Origin of the sequence: uncultured Piscinibacter sp. (assembly GCF_937952055.1) — a bacterium.
Classification (GTDB): Bacteria; Pseudomonadota; Gammaproteobacteria; order Burkholderiales; family Burkholderiaceae_C; genus Piscinibacter.
On sequence record NZ_CALFYO010000025.1, the window covers coordinates 28,470 to 45,938 of the forward strand.

At 69.6% G+C, this 17,469-nt stretch carries 18 protein-coding genes; 7 read left to right on the forward strand and 11 right to left on the reverse strand.

Annotated elements, in window-relative coordinates; genetic code table 11:
• Nucleotides 1–11: 11 nt before the first annotated feature.
• From Q0599_RS20220 to Q0599_RS20245, 6 genes are all read right to left on the reverse strand, one after another.
• Entirely contained in the window at nucleotides 12–1,604 is a 1,593-nt protein-coding gene (locus Q0599_RS20220; RefSeq protein ID WP_298833586.1) for a DUF4178 domain-containing protein, read from the reverse strand.
• A gap of 7 nt (nucleotides 1,605–1,611) precedes the next feature.
• The gene (locus Q0599_RS20225; protein ID WP_298833588.1) at nucleotides 1,612–2,655 is read right to left on the reverse strand and encodes an SPFH domain-containing protein; all 1,044 of its coding nucleotides are present in this window, start codon (nucleotides 2,653–2,655) and stop codon (nucleotides 1,612–1,614) included.
• 88 nt (nucleotides 2,656–2,743) lie between these two features.
• On the reverse strand, nucleotides 2,744–3,433 hold the full coding sequence (locus Q0599_RS20230) for an exosortase C-terminal domain/associated protein EpsI (protein WP_298833590.1): 690 nt from the start codon (nucleotides 3,431–3,433) through the stop codon (nucleotides 2,744–2,746).
• Complete coding sequence (gene xrtB / locus Q0599_RS20235) at nucleotides 3,430–4,320, reverse strand: exosortase B (RefSeq protein ID WP_298833592.1); 891 nt, start codon at nucleotides 4,318–4,320, stop codon at nucleotides 3,430–3,432. The genes Q0599_RS20230 and xrtB overlap by 4 nt, the downstream gene beginning before the upstream one ends.
• Nucleotides 4,317–5,150 carry an EpsD family peptidyl-prolyl cis-trans isomerase gene (locus Q0599_RS20240; RefSeq protein ID WP_298833594.1) on the reverse strand — a complete coding sequence of 278 codons (834 nt, stop codon included), beginning with the start codon at nucleotides 5,148–5,150 and terminating at the stop codon, nucleotides 4,317–4,319. Before Q0599_RS20240 ends, xrtB begins: the two co-directional genes overlap by 4 nt.
• A 247-nt stretch (nucleotides 5,151–5,397) precedes the next feature.
• The gene (locus Q0599_RS20245) at nucleotides 5,398–5,949 is read right to left on the reverse strand and encodes an FxDxF family PEP-CTERM protein (RefSeq protein WP_298833596.1); all 552 of its coding nucleotides are present in this window, start codon (nucleotides 5,947–5,949) and stop codon (nucleotides 5,398–5,400) included.
• Between the two features lie 187 nt (nucleotides 5,950–6,136).
• Here Q0599_RS20245 and Q0599_RS20250 point away from each other — a divergent pair, with 187 nt between their 5' ends.
• On the forward strand, nucleotides 6,137–7,312 hold the full coding sequence (locus Q0599_RS20250) for an FAD-dependent monooxygenase (RefSeq protein ID WP_298833598.1): 1,176 nt from the start codon (nucleotides 6,137–6,139) through the stop codon (nucleotides 7,310–7,312).
• 10 nt (nucleotides 7,313–7,322) lie between these two features.
• Here the strand turns inward: Q0599_RS20250 and Q0599_RS20255 are convergent, their stop codons facing one another.
• The 5 genes from Q0599_RS20255 to Q0599_RS20275 all read right to left on the reverse strand — a co-directional run bounded on the left by Q0599_RS20255 (nucleotide 7,323) and on the right by Q0599_RS20275 (nucleotide 11,858).
• Nucleotides 7,323–8,486, reverse strand: a complete 1,164-nt coding sequence (locus Q0599_RS20255; RefSeq protein WP_298834084.1) for an ROK family transcriptional regulator — start codon at nucleotides 8,484–8,486, stop codon at nucleotides 7,323–7,325.
• A 65-nt stretch (nucleotides 8,487–8,551) separates the two neighbouring features.
• The gene (locus Q0599_RS20260; RefSeq protein ID WP_298833600.1) at nucleotides 8,552–9,007 is read right to left on the reverse strand and encodes an RbsD/FucU domain-containing protein; all 456 of its coding nucleotides are present in this window, start codon (nucleotides 9,005–9,007) and stop codon (nucleotides 8,552–8,554) included.
• 10 nt (nucleotides 9,008–9,017) lie between these two features.
• On the reverse strand, nucleotides 9,018–9,809 hold the full coding sequence (locus tag Q0599_RS20265; RefSeq protein ID WP_298833602.1) for an ATP-binding cassette domain-containing protein: 792 nt from the start codon (nucleotides 9,807–9,809) through the stop codon (nucleotides 9,018–9,020).
• Between the two features lies 1 nt (nucleotide 9,810).
• Nucleotides 9,811–10,770 carry an ABC transporter permease gene (locus Q0599_RS20270; protein ID WP_298833604.1) on the reverse strand — a complete coding sequence of 320 codons (960 nt, stop codon included), beginning with the start codon at nucleotides 10,768–10,770 and terminating at the stop codon, nucleotides 9,811–9,813.
• An 89-nt stretch (nucleotides 10,771–10,859) separates the two neighbouring features.
• Entirely contained in the window at nucleotides 10,860–11,858 is a 999-nt protein-coding gene (locus Q0599_RS20275) for a sugar ABC transporter substrate-binding protein (RefSeq protein WP_298833606.1), read from the reverse strand.
• A 172-nt stretch (nucleotides 11,859–12,030) separates the two neighbouring features.
• Between Q0599_RS20275 and Q0599_RS20280 the strand changes: the two genes are divergently transcribed.
• From Q0599_RS20280 to Q0599_RS20305, 6 genes are all read left to right on the forward strand, one after another.
• On the forward strand, nucleotides 12,031–12,954 hold the full coding sequence (locus tag Q0599_RS20280; protein ID WP_298833608.1) for a carbohydrate kinase: 924 nt from the start codon (nucleotides 12,031–12,033) through the stop codon (nucleotides 12,952–12,954).
• Nucleotides 12,955–13,024: 70 nt separating this feature from the next.
• Nucleotides 13,025–14,014 (forward strand): AEC family transporter, encoded by a 990-nt coding sequence (locus Q0599_RS20285; protein ID WP_298833610.1) that lies wholly within the window; start codon nucleotides 13,025–13,027, stop codon nucleotides 14,012–14,014.
• Between the two features lie 22 nt (nucleotides 14,015–14,036).
• The gene (locus Q0599_RS20290; protein WP_298833613.1) at nucleotides 14,037–15,317 is read left to right on the forward strand and encodes a glutamate-5-semialdehyde dehydrogenase; all 1,281 of its coding nucleotides are present in this window, start codon (nucleotides 14,037–14,039) and stop codon (nucleotides 15,315–15,317) included.
• Nucleotides 15,318–15,397: 80 nt separating this feature from the next.
• Nucleotides 15,398–16,099: a 7-cyano-7-deazaguanine synthase QueC gene (queC, locus tag Q0599_RS20295; RefSeq protein ID WP_298833615.1), complete on the forward strand. Its 702-nt coding sequence runs from the start codon at nucleotides 15,398–15,400 to the stop codon at nucleotides 16,097–16,099.
• Between the two features lie 28 nt (nucleotides 16,100–16,127).
• Complete coding sequence (locus Q0599_RS20300; RefSeq protein WP_298833617.1) at nucleotides 16,128–16,634, forward strand: LemA family protein; 507 nt, start codon at nucleotides 16,128–16,130, stop codon at nucleotides 16,632–16,634.
• Between the two features lie 10 nt (nucleotides 16,635–16,644).
• Nucleotides 16,645–17,466 carry a hypothetical protein gene (locus Q0599_RS20305; protein ID WP_298833619.1) on the forward strand — a complete coding sequence of 274 codons (822 nt, stop codon included), beginning with the start codon at nucleotides 16,645–16,647 and terminating at the stop codon, nucleotides 17,464–17,466.
• Nucleotides 17,467–17,469: the final 3 nt, after the last annotated feature.

Consider the following 17,469-nt stretch of genomic DNA (forward strand, 5'->3'; position numbering starts at 1 on the left):
GAATCTCGAACTCACTTGTGGCCGCCGAACGAGCCGCCACCCCACGAGCCGCCGATGCGCCCGCCGCCGCTGCGCGCACTGCGCAGGCAATTCTGGTACTCGGTCGACGCCTCGCCGTAGGTGGCGCGCAGCTGGTCGCAGTCGCGACTGCCGTCGCAGCGGAACATCATCATCAGGACCGCCACCACAAACACCCAGAAGAACACCTTCGCCAACAGCGAGGCGGCATGGCCCGAGGTGGGCAGCGCATCGCGCTGGAACGCGACGCGCTTCTCCGGTGCGAGTCTGAACGCCTGCAGCACGGCATCGGCGCTCAGTGCCTCCCCGGCCGACCAGACGACCTCCTGCGTGTCGCCGGCACCCGTCTGCTCGCGGTTGAGCCGGCGCATGCCGAAGGCACCGGTGCCCATGTAGTCGGTGTTGAAGGTGCGGGCGTCGCGCTCGAGCCGCCAGTAGAACTCGCCGAGCACGTAGGTGGCGCGGCCGGCGTAGTCGTACAGCTTGCGGTAGAGCACGCCCTGGTATTTCACCGCCTCGCCGGCACGCTCGGGCACACCGGTGATCGGCGCCGTCCAGCTCCAGCCGTCCTCGGCGTCGACGAGGAAGGCGAAGCCCTCGGTGCGGTGGTAGAGCAGGTACTCGCGCCAGAACGTCTGGTCGTCCTCACCGGTGTCGACCTCGCAGCGCTCGGCGTAGCCGACCACCTGCCAGGGCAGCGCCTTCTTCTCGCCCGGCTTCGTCGCGAGCGCCAGCGTGCCCACGCTGCCCAGCGGGATCTGCGGCTCGCTGCCGGTGGCCTGCGCATAGTGCTTCAGATCGCCGCCGACGCCGCGCGAGACGTCGACCACGGCATGGCAGTTGAAGCAGACGATCGACTGCGTGGTGGCCAGCTTGATCTCCAGCGCCGTGCCGCAGTTCGGGCACTCGACGCCGCGCGCCTTCAGCGTCTTCTCGCTGGACTCGGCCAGGCCGCTCATCGCCAGCTCGCCGATCGCCACCGAGCGGCCGATCGACCACTTCGGCGCCGCCGGATCGCTGTAGTCGAGCGTGGCGACCTCGCCGCGCGTATTGCGCAGATCGGCGACGACGAAGCCGCGCTCCAGGCTGGGCGCGAAGGGCAGTTCGCCCTGCGCCGCGATCAGCCTGGCGGCCGACACCGAGGCCACCGACCAGCTCTGGCCGCCGGCCGCCACCGACCGTCCGGCGCGCAGCGACTCCGCCGCAGGCGCCGGACCGTCCAGCGGTGCGTCGAAGGCAAACACGTAGCGCCCGTTGTCCTCGCTCAGCCATCCGGAGCGGCCGTTGTCGAAGAGGGCATGCCACTCGTTCCAGGTGCCCTCGGCATAGCGGTACTGCAACCGTCCGACGAGCACGAAGGCCGCACCCTGATGGCGGCCGACCGCCCCGAGTTGCAGCGGCGAATGGTCGTCGAACAACTCGGCGCTCTGGCCGATGCGCCGCAGCGACTCGCCATCGCGCACGATGCTGCTGCGGCAGTAGCTGCAGACCGCGAAGGCCGATGCGGCCGAGCGGAACTCGACCGGCGCGCCGCAGTTCGGGCACGCGGCCTTGTATCCGCGCTGCGGGCTGGGCTCGGTGGCCACGCGGGCTCTAGACGAGCTTCTTCAGCAGCTCGGCCTTCTTGGCGTCGAACTCCTCCTGGGTAAGGACGCCCTTGCCCTTCAGCTCGGCGAGCTTCTCGATCGTCGCCATCACCTCGTCGGGCTTGACGCCCACCGGCGCCGCGGAAGCCGCCTGCGGCGAGGCGCCTTGCAGTCCCTGCGAGAGCTGCTGCGCCATCACCTGGCCGAGCGCCACGCCGGCACCCAGGCCCATTGCGTCGCCGACCACCCCGCCACCACCGCCTGCACCCGCCGCGCCCTCGGCGAACTTGGGGATCGCCTGCGCCGTCTGGTACTGCATGAACTTGCCCATGTCGCCGCCGACCATGCCCATGCCGATCTTCTGGTCGAGGACCTTCTGCAACTCCTCGGGCAGCGAGACGTTCTGCACCGTCACCGCCTCGAGCTTGAGGCCGAGCTTCTCGAAGGCCGGCGCGGTGGCATGCTGCAGCTGGTTCGCGAATTCGACCTGGTTGGCGGCGAGGTCGAGGAAGGCGATGCCGCTGCTGGCCACGGCGTCGGAGATGTGCTGCAGCATCAGCGCACGCAGCTGGCCATCGAGCTCGGCCACCGTGTAGGCGTCGCGCGTGCCGGAGATCTCGGTGTGGAAGAGCTTCGGGTCGGCGATGCGCCAGGCGTAGTTGCCGAATGCGCGCAGCCTCACGGCGCCGAAGTCCTTGTCGCGGATGGTCACCGGCTGGGTGGTGCCCCAGCGCTGGTCGACCTGCTGGCGCGTGCTGAAGAAATAGACGTCGCTCTTGAACGGGCTGGCGAACAGCTTGTCCCAGTTCTTCAGGTAGGTCAGCACCGGCAAGGTCTGCGTCGTCAGCTTGTACATGCCGGGGCCGAACACGTCAGCCACCTTGCCCTCGTTGACGAACACCGCCATCTGCGATTCGCGCACCGTCAGCGACGCGCCGTTCTGGATCTCGCGGTCGGCCATCGGGAAGCGCCAAGCCAGCGTGCCGTCGCGCGCCTCCGTCCACTCGATGATGTCGATGAACTGCTTCTTGACGAAATCCATCAGTGCCATCTGGCCCTCCGTGGTCGAACGTCGATGAAGCCCGGCGCGAGGTACCGGGTTGCGCGGATCATAGTGCCGGCGCTCGGCCGCGCCGCACTCATCCCGGCCGGCGCGCGCCCAGCACGAGCTGTCGGCCGGTGCCGGACATCCCGCGGGCCAGCTCGGCGGCGAACTCCCCGTGCAGCTTGAAGGCGCGGTCGGCGACGCGATCGATTGACGAGATGCGCACCAGCACGCCATTCGTCTCGCGGCGCCGCGCCGCGCGCTTCAGCCGCTCCCACCACGATGGTTGGGTGGCGCTGCCGACCTCGCCGTCGACGATGGTCCAGTAGGTGATCGGCTCGGGCCGGCCCGGCATCTCGGCCATCAGCCGCGTCACCGGCAGCATGCGCCCGCCGATCTCGAGCCGCGCCGCGTGCAGCCCGCCGACGCGGAAACCGCCGGCGCGGTAGCAGACCTCCGGGCGGTGCAGCTGCATGTCGGAGGACTGCGAGCCGAGGTAGGCCACCGACAGCATGACGCGCCTGCCGCTCGGGTCGATGAAGGTGCGCTCCAGCACCTGATCGAACAGGCCGGTCTGTCGGCCGCGGCGGTCGGCCGCGCGCACGAAGGCAGCGGCCTCGCGGTCGACCTGCCAGTCGCCGATGCGATCGGGGAACACACGATCCAGCTCCACGGCAAGGCCTGCTGCGTCTGTGTCGGGGCGCCAGCGCAGCCAGGCGGTCAGCCCCGCGACCGCGCCCATGCCGGCGGCCAGCACCAAGGCGTGGCGGCGTCCGGCGTTCAAGTCGCCGCCTCCGGCTGGCGCAGCACGCGGCCGAGCAGCGCGTCGGCGGCGATGACCATCACCAGCGCGACGAGGAACAGCACCATGCCGGCGAAGCCGTGCAGGAAGCCCTGTCCGGCCGCGTCGCCGAGGTGGTAGGTGACCAGCGCCAGCACCATGACGCGAACCACGTTGGCGCAGAAGGCGATCGGCACGACGAGGAGCGCCAGCAGTGCATTGCGCAGGGTCGAGGTGTGGTTCATCAGGCTCGCGTACAGCAGGCCCATCGCCTCCAGCGTGAACATGGTCTGCAGTCCGGCACAGGCCTCGTTGACCAGCAACTGGTACTGACCGATGGTGATGACCACGCCGGACAGGCCGATCGGGTAGCCGATGCCCGCGAGCAGCTGCGCGGCAACGTAGGACACGGCGGCCTTCATCGGTCCGGTCACGGCGAGCACCAGCGAGAACGGCAGAGGGATCGCGAAGACCAGGAAGAAGAAGGCGAACCAGACCCGGCGCAGTGCCGCGATGCCCTTGTAGAACAGCAGCAGTGCCGCCGGCAGCACCATCAGCGACATCAGCTCGAGGCGGAACACGCCGAGCAGTCGGCCGACCCCGTACAGGCCCAGTGCCGCCAGGAACAGCAGCGTGCCGACGCTGCGGGCCGGCGAGGCGTCGAGCGCCGCGATCGCCTCACGCTGGCGCCAGACCAGCCAGGCCGAGATGCCGAAGATCAGCAGTTCATGGCCTTGCGTCTCGCGCTCCCATGCACCTTGCGACCAGTCCCACGCCAGCGGCACGACCAGCAGCAGCCAGCCGGCGGCCAGCGTCAGCATGACGGCCGGCTCGATGCCGAGCCAGGCCACGTGGCGTGGCGCGGCGCGGACGCCGGCCTGCGCGGTCATTTCACGGCGGCCGCCGACGCGGCGGCGTCGACCGGTTTGGCGAAGTTGCCCCGGTATTCGATCTTAGCCTCGGCGCGCAATTGCCTCATGGCCTCGGCCACTGCCTCGGCCTTGCGCTCATTGGCCAGGAAGGCACCGATCGCGGCGCCGGCCTGGCGGCGGTCCACTGGCGCCAGTTCCGCATGCAGCACGGTGTAGATGCGAGCCTGCCCTCCCTGCACCGCCGCGATCGAGCGACCGGGGTCCAGCGTCGACAGCTTGCCCAGCAGGCCCAGAGGCAGGTCTTCCGCCGCCTGCGCCAGGGTGCGCACCTGGCTGCGCACGGCGGAGCGTTGCAGCAGGTGGGTCAACTCCTCGGCGGACTGCGTCTGCGCGATCTTCTCCGGCAGGCCCGCGAGCAGTTCCGCAGCGCCCTCGACACTGGTCTCCCGCAGCAGGTACAGCCGGCGCTGGGAGAACAAGGCCGTGCGCTCGTCGTAGTAGCGGTCGATCTCGTCGGTGGTGGCATCGCGCACCCGCGACGCCACCGACTCCTGCCATGCCTGCGCGAGGATCTCACGCTGCGCAGCCTGCAGTCGCTGGACGACCCGCGGGTCCTTGTCGAGCGATGCGCCCCTTGCGGACTGGGCTGCGAGTTCCTGGTCGATCAGACCCTCCAGTGCACGCGCGGCAGCGCTTCCGCCCTCGCTGGCCGCCAGCCGCGGCTGACGCTGCAGCACCACCTGCACCTGGTGGACCGAGATCTCGCCCTTGTTCACCTTGGCGGCGATCTGCGAGTCGCCGCTCGTGCGTTCGCCGCCGCCGCACGCGGCCAGCAGCAGGCTGCACATGAGCAGGCTCCACGACGCTCCCCGGAGAGTGCTGTGGCGCAAGCGCACGGACGTCGGGACTGGTAGGCGGGACATGGTGGGATCCGGGTGCAGGCTGCCGAGGCTAACCGATCGGTCTTTGACCGCCAGCCTCGCGCCACCAGACGAACGGGTGTTTCGTGATGGGTTTCGCGCCGGTGTGCAGCGGCACGCAGAAGCGGAACAGCGGGCCTTGGGGCCCGCTGTTCCTGCCGGCCCGAGGGCCCGTTCAGCCCTTGCGACGCCGCCTTGCGGCTGCGATCACGCCAACGAGCCCGGCGAGCATCATCGCGTAGGTCTCGGGTTCCGGGGCGGGTGACGCCACCGAGTTGCTCGAGGTGCCGATCAAGCCGACGTAGCCTACCGGCGTGTCCCACAGTCCCCATTCGCGGGTGACGTTGGACGCCACGGCCAGCGTGTAGGTGCCCGCGGCAAGCGCCCCGAAGCTGAACAGGCCAGGCGTGCTGTCGCTGGCGAGCAGGCCACCGGTGGTGGATCCGCCCAGGACGCCGCCGGCGAACAGCGAGATACTCGTCAGGTCGATGTCGAGCTTGTTGCCCCAGAAATCGATCTCGACCGAGCCGCCGAACGAGTCGGCTGCCGACGAGAGCGAGAAGCTGTAGCAGTCGAGGTAACTGCCGCTGCTGGAGAAGGATTCACCGAACCACGAAGCCCCTGGAGGACCCAGCGTGCCAAGTCCGTAGCCCCCGCTGCAGACCGCCGCAATCGAAGGCGCCGAGAGCACCATGGCAGTCGCGGCCACGACCGTTTTCAGCTTCATACGACCCCCTGTGTAGATCGGTTGGCGACCTCGGTTGCCGACCGCTTCCCTGATCCGAAATTGTGCTGGCGATGATCGACGAGGAACGCAACACCAGACACCCCGTGCCCAGGGGGTAATTCGCTGCAGTTGACGAAGGATCCCGAAGAAAATGTGCCACGCGCCCACAAATGCAAACGTCTCAGCTTTGCGTCTCGCGGTCGTCGGCGCCGGCCCAGTTGGGCTTGCGCTGGCGATCGACGCGTCGCGGCGCCTGCCCGGCGCCGACATCACGATCTTCGACGCCCGCCCGCTGGAGAAGGACGTCGGCGGCGACCCGCGCACGCTGGCCCTTTCCCTCGGCAGCATTCAATGGCTGAAGCGGCTCGAGGCCTGGCCGAGCGAGGACGTGCAGCCGATCCTCGAAGTGAACGTGTCGCAGCAGCCGCCATCGGCGCTGCCGATGCTGGGCGCCCTCTTGGGCGAGCCCACGGTGCACATCACCGCGCGCGAGCAGGCCGTGCCCATGCTCGGCGCGGTGCTGAGTTACGGCCGCATCGTCGGCACGCTGCAGCGAGCCTGGCTGGCGCGTGAGGCGCAGCAGCCGCAGCGGCTGCACACGCGCTTCGGCTCGCCGGTCGCGGCCATCAAGGCGTTGGCCGGAGGCGTCGAGGTCGACGCCGGCATCGTCGAGCGCTTCGACCTGGCCGTCGTGGCCGAAGGCGGCGTGTTCGCCGACCAGGCACGCAAGGCGGTGCGCCGCGACTACCACCAGTGCGCCTGGGTCGGCACGGTCGAACTGCCGCCGGCCGCGGCCGAAGGGGTGGCCTACGAGCGCTTCACGCGCCATGGGCCGGCGGCGCTGCTGCCGCTGCCCGGCCGGCGTGCCTCGCTGGTGTGGTGCACGAGCGACGACGACGACCCGGTCGCTGGATTGGACGACGCGCAGCGGCTGGCCGTGCTGAACACGATCTTCCCTGCCGCCGTCACGCCGTTGCGCTCGATCTCGCCGCTGAAACGCTTCGCGCTCGGCCTGAATGCCGAGCGCACGCTGTGCGAAGGCCGGACGGTACGCATCGGCAATGCCGCGCAGACACTCCACCCGGTGGCTGGCCAGGGCCTGAACCTCGGCCTGCGCGACGCCGCGGAGCTGGTACGGCTGCTGCAGCGCGACAGCGACATCGACGGCATGCTGCGCCGGCTCGAGTGGCAGCGCGGACCGGACCGCTGGGCGCTGATCGCCGCCACCGACTTCCTCGCGCGCAGCTTCACCTGGCAGCTCCCGGGTGCCGGCGCGGCGCGTGGCCTGGGCCTCGCGGTGCTGCAGGCGCTGCCGCCGCTGAAGACAGCGCTGGCGCGTCAGATGATGTTCGGACGGCGCTGAGGTCGGGCGCTCAGGACTCCAGCTTCAGGAACAGGTCGCGGTCCGGCGCGAAGTTCGCGTACAGCGGCAGCAGGGCACCACCAATCGCCCGCGCGTCCGAGCCGATGGTGCCGGCCAGCAGTGCCGGGCGGGCCACGCCCTCCCAGCTGTGTCCGTCCATGGCCCGCTCGACGCTGGCGAGCAGCCTGACCCGCAGCGCCGCGTCGAAGGAGCCGTCGATGATCACACCCTCGAGGTCGAGCAGGCAGGCGGCGCTGTTGACCGTCAGCGCGATCGCCGGGGCAGCGTCGCGCAGCCAGGTTTCGGTGGCGCCAAGCCAGGGTTCCTGCAGCGCTCGAGCATCGACCGCCGCCCCCGGTTCCAGCCCGCGCTCGAGATAGAACGATTCGAGGTTGAAGAGCGAGGCCACGCTGAGCAGCTGCGCCGGCCGGCTGCCCGCATCGCTGCTGGCCAGCCCGAGCGGCATCGAGCCGACCGCACCGGCATTGCCGTGCACACCGCCGCGCAGGTGGCTGTCGAGCACGAGGCCGCCGCCGATGAAGGTGTCGACGAAGACATAGAGGAAGCTGCGGATGCTGCGGCCGCGCCCGGCCACCAGTTCGGCCACGCAAGCCGCGGCGGTGTCCTTGACGAACTGCACGGGCAGCTCGGTCATCGCCGCGATGCGTGCGCGGATGTCGATGGCCGCCCATCTCGCCGCCTGTTCCGGGGCGATGCCCAGGAGTTCCTGCCAGCCCCCCAGCGACAGCGGCGCGGCGATGCCCACGCCGTGCAGGCGCCCGCGCACGGCCGCGGGCAACGTCTTGCGCAGCTGCTTCAGGCGCAGATCGATCTCGTCGAACAGGCTGGACGGGTCGGGAAAGGCATAGCTCAGCGACAGCCTCTCGCGCACCTGTCCGGCGAAGTCGACGAGCAGCATGTCCATGCTGCGTCGGCCGATCTTCACGCCGATGGAGAACGCGCCGTCGGGGTTCAGCGCCATCGGCACCGAGGGCTGACCCACCTTGCCGCGCACTGGGTCGAGCTTGCGCACGAGCCCGTCGGCCTCCAGGCGGGCGATGATGATCTGCACCGTCTGCGCCGTCAGCCGGGTCAGCCGCGCGATCTCCGCCTTCGGCAGGCTGCCGTGCAGGCGGATCGCCTGCAGCACCACGCGCTCGTTGAACTGGCGCATGCCGGCATGGTTGGAGCCCCGCGGTCTCAACCGCGTGTCCTGCCCGTTGGCGTTGTGGGTGGGGCTCACGGACGCAGCGCCTCGGCGATCACGCCCTTCTTCAAGATGAAGTTGGCCCAGGCCTGCATCTCGCCAGTCTGCACCACCGCAAAGGCTCCGCTCACGCGCGCGTAGAAGGCGAAGCGCTCGGTCGGCTCGCACTGCAGCGGCCGCAGGTGGCCCCGCGACGCCAGTTCGTCGATCACCTCGCGCTGCAGCGCCGAGCGGTAGGGCGGCTCGGTGCCGCCGACCTGCATGTAGGCCACCGGCCGTTCCACCATCTCGTCCAGCGGCAGCAGCGACAGCACGGCCGCCGCGGCCCGCCGCATGTCCGCGCCGGGCAGGCGCACCAGCGGCTTGCCCGCGGCGAGCGCCACGGCGGTGAAGTTCGCGTCGGCCAGCACGATCTCGTCGCCGTGGCCCATCTCCGCCAGCACCTTCAGCAGTTCCGGCGTCAGCAGCGGATCGATGCCCTTGAGCATGCGATGCTCCTCAGTGCGCCAGGCACTCGGCGGGGATCTGCTCCGGCGGCATCGCGCCGGTCATCACCGCGACGGTGTCGCTCATGCTGATCTTCTTCGGGTTGAGCACCGCGGCGCGCCTGCCGAGTCTGGCGACGTGGATGCGGTCGGCGATCTCAAACACGTGCGGCATGTTGTGCGAGATGAGGATCACCGGCAGGCCCTTGTCGCGCACGCGGCGGATCAGCTCCAGCACCATGTTGCCCTCCTTGACGCCGAGCGCCGCGGTCGGCTCGTCGAGGATCACCACGTGCTCGGCGAAGGCGGCCGCACGCGCCACCGCGACGCATTGGCGCTGCCCTCCGGACAGCGTCTCGACCGCCTGCGTCATCGAGCGGATGCCCACCTTCAGGTCGGCCATGCGCGCCATCGCGATCTCGAGCATCTTCTTCTTGTCGAGCATGCGCAGCACGTTGCCGGCGAAGCCCGGGCGGCGCATCTCCCGGCCGAGGAAGAGGTTCTCGGCGATCGTCATCGCCGGGGCCACGGCGAGGTCCTGGTAGCAGCACTCGATGCCGGCGCGGCGCGCGTCCATCGGATTGCGGAAATGCACCGGCTTGCCGTCGAGCAGGATCTCGCCCTCGTCGGGGATGGTGGCGCCGGACAGCGCCTTGATCAGCGAGGACTTGCCGGCGCCGTTGTCGCCGATCACGGCGAGGATCTCTCCGGCGCGCAGTTCGAAGTCGGCGCCGTCCAGCGCCGTCACCTGGCCATAGCGCTTGACGATGCCCTTGGCCTGCATCACGAGTTTGGTCGAGTCCATCTCAGCGCCCTCCCTTGCGGGACAGTTGGTCGATCGCCACCGCCAGGATCACGAGGATGCCGGTGATGAGCACCTGGTAAACCGAGGACACACCCATCAGCGTGAGCCCGTTGCGCAGCACGCCGACGACGACCGCGCCGATCAGCGATCCGATGATCACGCCGCGCCCGCCGAACAGGCTGGTGCCGCCGAGCACGACCGCGGTGATGGCGTCAAGGTTCTCGGTCTGTCCGGCGTTCGGATCGCCGACACCGGTGCGCGACACCGACAGCAACGAGGCGATGCCGTAGAAGACGCCGGCGAGCACGTAGACGCCGAGCAATACGCGGTCGGTCGCGATGCCGACCAGGCGCGTTGCTTCCGGGTTGTTGCCGACCGCGTAGACGTGGCGGCCGGCACCGGTCTCGCGCAGCCAGAACCAGGTGCCCAGGTACAGCAGGATCATCAGCACCGTGCCGTAGGCCACGTTGGCGCCGCCCAGCGGGAAGGTGCTGCCCAGCCAGGTCATCATCGGCGGGACTTCGGTGACGGTCTGGGCATTGGAGTAGAGCTGCGTGATCGCGAAGGCGACGTTCAGCGTGCCGAGGGTGACGATGAACGGCGGCAGCTTGATGCGCGTGACCAGCAGGCCGTTGATCAGCCCGAACAGCGCGGTCACGCCGATGCCGCAGAGGATGGCCAGCGGCGCGGGCATGCCGAGGTCGGCGGCGAACTTGGTCATCACGATGCTGCCCAGCGCCATCACCATGCCGCAGGACAGGTCGATGCCGGCCGTGAGGATGATGAGCGTCTGCCCGATGGCGATCACGCCGACCACCATCACCTGCTGGAGGATCAGCGAGAAGTTCTCCGCGCTGAAGAAGCGCTCGGCGCTCAGGCCGAAGATGGCGCAGGCGATGACCAGCGCGATGAAGGGTCCGAGCTGCCCGATCGGCGGCAACTTGCTTTTCAGGGAATCCATGCGAGGGCTCCTGGTGGGGCGATGCGGCGACCCGCCGAGACGGCATGCGCCCGGGGGTCAGCTCGGCAGCGCCGGGGTGGCGCGTCAGCTTACTTCTTGCCCCAGCACAGCTCGGTGCCGGTCTTGACGTCCTTGCTGTCGACACCGGCGACCGGCTTGGCAGCGATCAGCGTGACGCCGGTGTCGGTGTAGCCAGAGACCTTCTTGCCGCTCTTGGCGTACTCGATGCCGGCCTCCACACCCATCGAGGCCATCTTCAGCGGGTACTGCTGGCTGGTCGCCGCGATCATGCCTTCGCCGACGTTCTTCACACCTTCGCAGCCGCCGTCGACCGAGACGATGATCACGCCCTTCTCCTTGCCGGCCTTCTTCAGCGCGTTGTACGCGCCGGCGGCGGCTGGCTCGTTGATCGTGTAGACGAGGTTCACGTCGGGCGCCTTCTGCAGGCAGTTCTCCATCGCCGTCTGGCCCTTGGCGCGGTCGCCGAAGCTGTCGGCCATGCACACCACTTCGGGCGTCTTGCCGAGCTCGTTGCTCTTCGCATCCGGCGCAGCCAGGCCGAAGCCCTTCAGGAAGCCGTTGTGGCGCTGCGCGCCGACCGGGTGACCGGGAAACAGGTCCAGCGTGACGATCTTTGCCGGCTTCCCGGCCAGCGCTGCCTTGGCGTACTGGCCGATCAGCACGCCGGCCTTGTAGTTGTCGGTGGCGAACAGCGCGTCGGTGGCGTCGGCCGGGTCGGTCGGGCTGTCCAGCGCGATGACCATCACGCCCTTCTCGCGCGCCTTCTTGATGGCCGGAATGATGGCCTTCGAGTCACTGGGCGTGATCAGGATGGTCTTCGCGCCGGCGGCGATCATGTTCTCCATCGCGGTCACCTGACCGGCGTTGTCGCCGTCGGTCTTGCCTGCGCCGCTGAGCAGCTTGGCGCCGTGGGCCTTGGCGGCCTCGGCGGCACCTTCCTTCATCTTCACGAAGAAGGGGTTGGTCTCGGTCTTGGTGATCAGGCCGATGACCGGCTGCGACTGCGCATGGGCGAGGCCGGCGGCAGCCAGCAGGGCGGTGGTCAGGGTGGCGTGCTTGAAGCTCATGGCTTGTCTCCTCTGCGTGGTGCGGGTTGTGTGGGAGGAAGTGTGGGCGATGCCAATTAATAAATCAAGTTGATTGATTAATGGAAAACCCGGATGCGCCAGCCCGCTGACCGCGGGATGCTCGCGCACCGCGCCGGCCTTCCGCCGGCCGCCCGACTGGCAGGAGAAGACGATGTTCGTGGTCTGTGGAGAAGCGCTGTTCGATGTATTCGCCACCGGCGACACGCCCACCGGCATGGCGCTGGATGCGCGCGTCGGCGGCTCACCGTTCAACGTGGCGGTGGGCTTGGCGCGGCTGGCGCAGCCGGTCGCCTTCCTGTCGCAGCTGTCGCGCGGCTTCCTCGGCGAGCGGCTCATGCGCGCGCTCACCGCCGAAGGGGTCGACATCTCGACGGTGCAGCGCAGCGACGCCCCCACCACCTTGAGCCTGATCGGACTCGACGCGCAGGGCGTTCCCTCGTATGCCTTCTACGGCGAGGGTTGCGCCGACCGACTGCTCGACGAGAACGCGCTGCATGCGCTGCCCGCCGGCGTGAAGGCGATCAACTTCGGCTCCTACGCGACGGTGGTCGGCCGCACCGCCGCCACGCAGCGCGCACTGGTCGAACGCGAGCAGGGCCGTGCGCTGATCGCCTACGACCCGAACATCCGCCTCAACGTCGAGCCATCGCTGCAGGTCTGGCGTGCACAGATCGACTGGATGCTGCCGCGTACCCAGTTGCTCAAGGTCAGCGACGAGGATCTGCGCCTGGTCTGGCCCGGCCTCTCGGCGGCCGACTTCGCCGCGCGCGCCCTTTCGCAGGGCGTGGCACTGGTGGTGGTGACGCGCGGCGGCGAAGGGGCGGCCGGTTGGTCGGCGCACGGCCAGGCGGTCGTGCCGCCGGTGGCCGTGCCGGTGGTCGACACCGTCGGCGCGGGCGACACCTTCCAGGCGGCGCTGCTGACCTGGCTGGCGGAGCGCGACGCGCTGTCGGCAGCAGCGCTGGCCGCGTTGACGCCGACGGCGCTGACCGACGCCCTCGGCTTCGCCGCGCGCGCCGCCGCCATCACCTGCTCGCGCCGCGGCGCCGACATGCCGCGCCGCGCGGAACTCTGAGCAGGCACCCTGCCGTCGCTGCGCTCCTGCTCCGACGCGCGCCACTCCTCCTGGCCCATACTCGCTGCGCATGTCGACGCTCGTGTTCCTCAAGCTGGTGGCCATCTTCGTGGTCGTGGCGTTCGGCTGGGTGGTCGGCAAAGCGCGCTGGCTGGGACCGATCACCGACACCAGCGACCCTGCGCGCACGCTGGCCAACGCCGCCTACTACATCTTCGTCCCGGCGCTGCTGTTCCGCACCACCGCGCGCATCGAGCTCGCGTCCCTGCCCTGGGACACGGTGATCGCCTTCTTCGTGCCCGTGCTGGCGCTGCTCGCCGTGGTCTACCTGTGGGAGCGTCGCGCCAACCGAGGCGGCGCCCTGCCCACCGCGGCGCCGAGCGTGCGCGCCATCTCGGCGACCTTCGGCAACTCGGTGCAGGTGGGCATTCCGATGGCGGCCGCGCTGTTCGGCGAGGCGGGCCTCGCCATCCACGTCGCCATCGTCAGCCTGCACGCGCTGACGCTGCTGACCGTGCTCACCGCGCTGGTCGAACTCGACCTGGCGCGGGAGCGGCGCACGCTCGGCCACTCGAACGCCCATCTGCTGACGACGCTCGCACGCACGATGCGCAACACGATCATTCACCCGGTGGTGCTGCCGGTGCTCGCCGGACTGGCATGGAACCTTACCGGCATGGCACTGCCCACGATCGCCGACGAGATCCTCGCCACGCTGGCGCAGGCGGTGGTGCCGCTGTGCCTGGTGCTGATCGGCATGTCGCTGGCGTACTACGGCGTGAAGAACGCGGCGCGCGGCGCGGTCGTGGTCACCCTGCTGAAGCTGCTCGTGCTGCCGGCGATGGTGCTGGCCGTGGCGCGCTGGGGCTTCGGCCTGTCCGGCCTGCCCCTGGCGGTGGTGGTGATGATGGCGGCGTTGCCAGTGGGGAGCAACGCGCTGATCTTCTCCCAGCGCTACGCGGCGCTGGAAGCCGAGGCCACCGCCGCGATCGTCTTCTCCACCCTCGGCTTCGTGATGACGGCTTCGGTCTGGCTGGCGGTGCTCGCATGGCTGGGTTGACCTCTTCCCGGATAATCGCGCCATGACTTCCGCCGACCTGCAGGCCACCATCGCCCACATGGGCGTGGCCGCGCGCGCCGCAGCCACCACGATGGCCTCGGCCAGCACCGCGGCGAAAAACGCCGCGCTGCTGGCGCTCGCGAGCCGCCTGCGCGCCGGGCTCGCCGAGTTGCAGGCGGCCAATTCGAAGGATCTGCACGCCGCGCGCGCGGCAGGCCTGTCCGAGCCGATGGTCGACCGCCTCAAGCTCACCGAGAAGGTGGTTGCCACTGTCGCCGAAGGCTGCGAACAGATCGCCGCCATGCCCGACCCGATCGGCGAGATCACCCAGCTGCGCCGCCGGCCCAGCGGCATCAGCGTCGGGCAGATGCGCGTGCCCCTGGGCGTGTTCGGCATGATCTACGAGAGCCGCCCGAACGTGACCATCGAGGCCGCCTCGCTGGCCGTCAAGAGCGGCAATGCCTGCATCCTGCGCGGCGGTTCGGAGGCGATCCACTCCAATCTGGCGCTGTGGAGGTGCGTGCAGTCGGCACTCGCCGACGCCGGCCTGCCGCCCGACGCGGTGCAGCTGGTGCAGACCACCGACCGCGCCGCCGTGGGGCACCTGATTGCCTCGCCCGAGGCGGTGGACGTGATCATCCCGCGCGGCGGCAAGGGTCTGATCGAGCGCATCAGCCGCGAGGCCAAGGTGCCGGTCATCAAACACCTGGACGGCAACTGCCATGTCTATGTGGATGCCAGCGCCGACCTCGAACTGGCGCTGAGGGTCACCGACAACGCCAAGACGCAGAAGTACAGCCCCTGCAATGCCGCCGAGTCGCTGCTGGTGCACGAGGCGATTGCCGCGTCCTTCCTGCCGCGCATCGGCGCCGTCTTCGCCGCCAAGGAGGTGGAGATGCGCTGCGACGCCCGCGCGCATGCCCTCCTGGCGCCAGTTGCCGGCGCCAGGCTCGCCGAGGCCAGCGAGACCGACTGGAGCGAGGAGTACCTCGCACCGATCATCAGCGTGAAGGTGGTCGACTCGCTCGACGAGGCCATCGCCCACATCAACCGATACGGCTCGCACCACACCGATGCCATCCTCACCGACAGCCACGTCAACGCGATGCGCTTCCTGCGCGAGGTCGACTCCGCGAGCGTGATGGTCAATGCCAGCACGCGCTTCGCCGACGGCTTCGAGTACGGCCTCGGCGCCGAGATCGGCATCAGCACCGACAAGTTCCACGCCCGCGGGCCGGTCGGCCTGGAAGGGCTCACTTCGATGAAGTGGGTGGTGCTCGGCCAGGGCGAGGTCAGAGTCTGAAATGAAGCCCCCAAGCTGGCACTCGCTCGCTGCACCCCAGGGGGGCGTTCGGCGGCTGCGTGCGGCCGCTCGCCACTGAGATGAAGGATCAGCGCCGTGCCCTGGTGCTCTTTTCCGGCGGACAGGATTCCACCGTCTGCCTGGCCTGGGCGCTGCAGCGCTTCACGCAGGTCGAGACCATCGGCTTCGACTACGGCCAGCGCCACGAGGTAGAACTCGAGTGCCGCGACAAGGTGCGCCACGAACTGCGCAATCAGTTCCCCAAGTGGGGCAAGCGTCTCGGCGACGATCATGTGCTCGACCTGGCGCTGCTCGGGCAGATCAGCGAGACCGCGCTGACGCAACAGCGCGAGATCGAGATGAGCGACAGCGGCCTGCCCAATACCTTCGTGCCCGGCCGCAACCTGATCTTCCTCACCTTCGCCGCCACGGTCGCCTACCGCCGCGGGCTCAACGTGCTGGTCGGCGGCATGTGCGAGACCGACTTTTCCGGCTACCCCGACTGCCGCGACAACACGCTGAAGGCCCTTCAGGTGGCGCTCAGCCTCGGGCTGGACGCGCCGATGACGATCGAGACGCCACTGATGTGGTACGACAAGGCTCAGACCTGGGCGCTCACCGAGCGCCTGGGCGGCGAGCCTCTCATCGATCTGGTCGCCGAGCACACGCACACCTGCTACGTGGGCGACCGCTCGCGCCGACACGAGTGGGGTTATGGCTGCGGCCTGTGCCCGGCCTGCGACCTTCGGCGCGCCGGGTACAACGCCTGGGTCCAGTCCTGAGGGGGCGCATCCGGCGCCGCCACCACGGATGAGCAGCCAGGCCCTCGTCATCGCCGTCATCGCAGCCGTGCTGCTGTTCTGGGCGGTGGGCGCGTACAACCGTCTGGTCAGCCTGCGCAACGGGCTGCTTCGCCGCTTTGCGCCGCTGGACGAGCAACTCCGCAGCCGCCATGAGTTGCTGATGCGCTGGGCGGAGACGCTGCAGGACGCCGAGCCGCAGGCACTGGAGGCGCTGCGCGCCGCCTGCCAGCAGGTCGAGACCGCCTGCGCCCATGCACGGAGCCGGCCGACCAGCGCCAACCTGCTGACCAGCCTGCGCCTGGCCGAGGACATCCTGGCGCAGGTGCGGGCGCGGCTGCCGGACCTGTCCGGCGACGAGGCGCTTGGCGCTGACTTGATCGAATGCGACGCCACGCTGACCTTCGCGCGGCGCCAGTTCAACGATGCGGCGCTGGCCTACAACCAGGCGGTCTCTATGTTTCCGACCTGGGTGCTTGCCGGCCTGTTCGGCTTCCGCAAGGCGGGCACACTCTAGATCTGGCCGAATGACGATCATGAACGGCAAGGTCACGCCCGCGATGTCCGCCCATCCGCTCGGCGACGCCGAGCTCGAGGCGATGTCGCGACTCGACCGCGTGCGTGGCCCGGGCGGCATGAAGGCGGCGCTGCTGGCGCTGCTGCTGGCGCCCGCGCTGCCGGGCCGTGTGCGCATCTGGCGCGAGGAAACCACGCTGGTGACCGACGCAGAGATCATCCGCGCCGACATCGAGAGGCTGGGCAGCAGCACGCGGCTGCCCTGGTTCGAGTTGCTGCTCGCGCGCATGGGCGCGGCACCGCTGCCGGAGCGCCAGGCGCTGCTGCGCTCGGCGCGCCGCGTGCTCGGCCCACCCGGCCTGCCGATCGACCGGTTGCTCTGGCTGGCAATGCGACGCCACTTTGGCGAGCATGCGGCGACACGCGCCCATGGACCGAACGACCCGGAGATCTCGCGGCTGTCGATCGCCGACGTGCTGCACGTGGCCAACTTCACCGCGCACCTCGCGCGCATGGTGCCGAGCGACGAACCGGCGCTGGGCCAGGCCTGGTACCAGTACGTGATGTCTCGCTGGCTCAAGCCGGCGGAGACACCGGCCTGGCAGCGACCGGACGTCGACGCACTGGTTCACGCGCTCAATGGCCTGCAAACCATGTCGTGGATGCAGCGTCCGCAGGTCGTGCGTACCTGGGTCGCTGCGGCGCTGCAGGTGGGAGGGCCGGGCGGCCTCAAGCCGGGCGCGGCGGATGCCCTTCGACTGAGTTCGCTGCTGCTCGACTCGCCGATGCCGCCCGACCTCGCGCGGCACTACGCGGAAATCGACCCCGACTGATCC

Coding starts and splice junctions, on each gene's coding strand:
- Q0599_RS20225 (WP_298833588.1), bottom strand. CDS start 2,655: ATGGCACTGATGGATTTCGTCAAGAAGCAGTTCATCGACATCATCGAG.
- xrtB (WP_298833592.1), bottom strand. CDS start 4,320: ATGACCGCGCAGGCCGGCGTCCGCGCCGCGCCACGCCACGTGGCCTGG.
- Q0599_RS20240 (WP_298833594.1), bottom strand. CDS start 5,150: ATGTGCAGCCTGCTGCTGGCCGCGTGCGGCGGCGGCGAACGCACGAGC.
- Q0599_RS20245 (WP_298833596.1), bottom strand. CDS start 5,949: ATGAAGCTGAAAACGGTCGTGGCCGCGACTGCCATGGTGCTCTCGGCG.
- Q0599_RS20255 (WP_298834084.1), bottom strand. CDS start 8,486: ATGCGCCAGTTCAACGAGCGCGTGGTGCTGCAGGCGATCCGCCTGCAC.
- Q0599_RS20260 (WP_298833600.1), bottom strand. CDS start 9,007: ATGCTCAAGGGCATCGATCCGCTGCTGACGCCGGAACTGCTGAAGGTG.
- Q0599_RS20265 (WP_298833602.1), bottom strand. CDS start 9,809: ATGGACTCGACCAAACTCGTGATGCAGGCCAAGGGCATCGTCAAGCGC.
- Q0599_RS20270 (WP_298833604.1), bottom strand. CDS start 10,770: ATGGATTCCCTGAAAAGCAAGTTGCCGCCGATCGGGCAGCTCGGACCC.
- Q0599_RS20275 (WP_298833606.1), bottom strand. CDS start 11,858: ATGAGCTTCAAGCACGCCACCCTGACCACCGCCCTGCTGGCTGCCGCC.
- Q0599_RS20280 (WP_298833608.1), top strand. CDS start 12,031: ATGTTCGTGGTCTGTGGAGAAGCGCTGTTCGATGTATTCGCCACCGGC.
- Q0599_RS20285 (WP_298833610.1), top strand. CDS start 13,025: ATGTCGACGCTCGTGTTCCTCAAGCTGGTGGCCATCTTCGTGGTCGTG.
- Q0599_RS20290 (WP_298833613.1), top strand. CDS start 14,037: ATGACTTCCGCCGACCTGCAGGCCACCATCGCCCACATGGGCGTGGCC.
- queC (WP_298833615.1), top strand. CDS start 15,398: ATGAAGGATCAGCGCCGTGCCCTGGTGCTCTTTTCCGGCGGACAGGAT.
- Q0599_RS20300 (WP_298833617.1), top strand. CDS start 16,128: ATGAGCAGCCAGGCCCTCGTCATCGCCGTCATCGCAGCCGTGCTGCTG.
- Q0599_RS20305 (WP_298833619.1), top strand. CDS start 16,645: ATGACGATCATGAACGGCAAGGTCACGCCCGCGATGTCCGCCCATCCG.